This window comes from Parashewanella curva (assembly GCF_003675895.1).
Classification (GTDB): domain Bacteria; phylum Pseudomonadota; class Gammaproteobacteria; order Enterobacterales; family Shewanellaceae; genus Parashewanella; species Parashewanella curva.
In genome coordinates this window covers 1-3382 of record NZ_ML014909.1, presented here as the reverse complement: position 1 = coordinate 3382, position 3382 = coordinate 1, and the positions used below count along the sequence as shown (strand labels likewise).

The window sequence follows — 3382 nt, the reverse complement described above, 5'->3', positions numbered from 1 at the left end:
AAGAAGTTCTCAACACTTTATTAAGTGCATTGAGTATTCAAGACTAAGGCGAGTGTGGAAACACACTTATCAAACCAGCAAGTTACAGCTAACAACAAAGATGTTAGCGCAGTCAGTTGCTTTTTAGACAAGGCTTGAAGTTGAACGAGAAAGGAGTGTACTAAAGTACATGACTGACGAGAGAAACTGAAAACGAAGTATAAAATGCAAATGGCAAGCGAATAAAATTCATCAGAGTTGTATGGTTAAGTGACTAAGCGTATACGGTGGATGCCTTGGCAGTCAGAGGCGATGAAGGACGTGTTAATCTGCGATAAGCTCAGTTAAGGTGATAAAAACCGTTACAGACTGAGATTTCCGAATGGGGCAACCCGGTGTCATAAGACATCATCCTAACGTGAATACATAGCGTTAGGAGGCGAACGTGGGGAACTGAAACATCTAAGTACCCATAGGAAAAGAAATCAACCGAGATTCCCCTAGTAGCGGCGAGCGAACGGGGATTAGCCCTTAAGTTTTATAGAAGTTAGTGGAACGCGTTGGGAAGCGCGGCGGCACAGGGTGATAGCCCCGTACACGAAAACGACTTTAAAATGAAATCGAGTAGGACGGCACACGTGATATGTTGTCTGAACATGGGGGGACCATCCTCCAAGGCTAAATACTCCTGACTGACCGATAGTGAACCAGTACCGTGAGGGAAAGGCGAAAAGAACCCCTGTGAGGGGAGTGAAATAGAACCTGAAACCGTATACGTACAAGCAGTGGGAGCGGTATCACTAAGCCTCTTTTAAGGTTGAGTGATGTCAAATCAGTAAAGCGACCTTTGGTAACGTTGCGTTCTTTGCAACGGTCAACCCAAGAATCAAGAGGTGGCTTAGTGATACCGTGACTGCGTACCTTTTGTATAATGGGTCAGCGACTTACATTTAGTAGCGAGGTTAAGCGAATAGCGGAGCCGTAGGGAAACCGAGTGTTAACTGCGCGAATAGTTGCTAGGTGTAGACCCGAAACCCGGTGATCTAGCCATGGGCAGGTTGAAGGTTGAGTAACATCAACTGGAGGACCGAACACACGTATGTTGAAAAATGCGGTGATGACTTGTGGCTGGGGGTGAAAGGCCAATCAAACCGGGAGATATCTGGTTCTCCTCGAAAGCTATTTAGGTAGCGCCTCGGACGAACACCTTTGGGGGTAGAGCACTGTTAAGGCTAGGGGGTCATCCCGACTTACCAACCCTTTGCAAACTCCGAATACCAAAGAGTGCTATCCGGGAGACACACGGCGGGTGCTAACGTCCGTCGTGGAAAGGGAAACAACCCAGACCGCCAGCTAAGGTCCCAAAGTGTATGTTAAGTGGGAAACGATGTGGGAAGGCTTAGACAGCTAGGAGGTTGGCTTAGAAGCAGCCACCCTTTAAAGAAAGCGTAATAGCTCACTAGTCGAGTCGGCCTGCGCGGAAGATGTAACGGGGCTAAACATACCACCGAAGCTGCGGGTGTTTGTGCATCACCAGATGCGATTTCAAAGCTAACGTTCATTCGTTTTTAAGAATGAACGTTTAAGCCTACAAAAACGTCGAGTTGGCTTGCGTGAGCAAGGTAACTTCGTGAAACGAAGTCGTATGTGGGATGCACAAACGCGGTAGAGGAGCGTTCTGTAAGTGGATGAAGCTGAAGGGGTAACCCACAGTGGACATATCAGAAGTGCGAATGCTGACATGAGTAACGATAAAGGGAGTGAAAAACTCCCTCGCCGAAAGACCAAGGGTTCCTGTCCAATGTTAATCAGGGCAGGGTGAGTCGACCCCTAAGGCGAGGCCGAAAGGCGTAGTCGATGGGAAACCGGTTAATATTCCGGTACTTCTTTTTACTGCGATGGAGGGACGGAGAAGGCTAGGCTATCCGGGCGTTGGTTGTCCCGGTTTAAGGCTGTAGGTTGATGTTTTAGGCAAATCCGGAACATCTAGACTGAGAGCTGATGACGAGTGTCTACGGACATGAAGTAGTCGATGCCATGCTTCCAGGAAAATCTTCTAAGCTTCAGGTAAAAAGGAATCGTACCCCAAACCGACACAGGTGGTTGGGTAGAGAATACCAAGGCGCTTGAGAGAACTCGGCTGAAGGAACTAGGCAAAATGGTACCGTAACTTCGGGAGAAGGTACGCTGCTGACGGTGATGGGACTTGCTCCCTAAGCTGTTGGCAGTCGCAGATACCAGGTGGCTGCAACTGTTTATCAAAAACACAGCACTGTGCAAAATCGCAAGATGACGTATACGGTGTGACGCCTGCCCGGTGCCGGAAGGTTAATTGATTGGGTTAGTATTCGTACGAAGCTCATGATCGAAGCCCCGGTAAACGGCGGCCGTAACTATAACGGTCCTAAGGTAGCGAAATTCCTTGTCGGGTAAGTTCCGACCTGCACGAATGGCGTAATGATGGCCACGCTGTCTCCAGCCGAGACTCAGTGAAGTTGAAATTGCGGTGAAGATGCCGTATACCCGCGGCTAGACGGAAAGACCCCGTGAACCTTTACTATAGCTTGGCACTGAACATTGACCCTACATGTGTAGGATAGGTGGGAGGCTTTGAAGCGCAGTCGCTAGATTGTGTGGAGCCATCCTTGAAATACCACCCTTGTAGTGTTGATGTTCTAACTCTGGTCCCTTATCGGGATTGAGGACAGTGCCTGGTGGGTAGTTTGACTGGGGCGGTCTCCTCCCAAAGAGTAACGGAGGAGCACGAAGGTTAGCTAAACACGGTCGGACATCGTGTGGTTAGTGCAATGGCATAAGCTAGCTTAACTGCGAGACAGACACGTCGAGCAGGTACGAAAGTAGGTCATAGTGATCCGGTGGTTCTGAATGGAAGGGCCATCGCTCAACGGATAAAAGGTACTCCGGGGATAACAGGCTGATACCGCCCAAGAGTTCATATCGACGGCGGTGTTTGGCACCTCGATGTCGGCTCATCACATCCTGGGGCTGAAGTCGGTCCCAAGGGTATGGCTGTTCGCCATTTAAAGTGGTACGCGAGCTGGGTTCAGAACGTCGTGAGACAGTTCGGTCCCTATCTGCCGTGGGCGTTGGATGATTGAAGGGAGCTGCTCCTAGTACGAGAGGACCGGAGTGGACGAACCGCTGGTGTTCGGGTTGTATTGCCAAATGCATTGCCCGGTAGCTACGTTCGGAATCGATAACCGCTGAAAGCATCTAAGCGGGAAGCGAGCCCTGAGATGAGTCATCCCTAGACCTTTAAGGTCTCTAAAGAGCCGTCCGAGACTAGGACGTTGATAGGCAGGGTGTGTAAGCGTTGTGAGGCGTTGAGCTAACCTGTACTAATGACTCGTGAGGCTTAACCATACAACCCTAATGGGTTTTA

At 49.6% G+C, this 3382-nt stretch carries 1 rRNA gene; it reads left to right on the top strand.

The window, feature by feature from the left end:
• Positions 1–243: 243 nt before the first annotated feature.
• Positions 244–3363 (top strand): 23S ribosomal RNA (locus D5018_RS21005).
• Positions 3364–3382 lie beyond the last annotated feature (19 nt).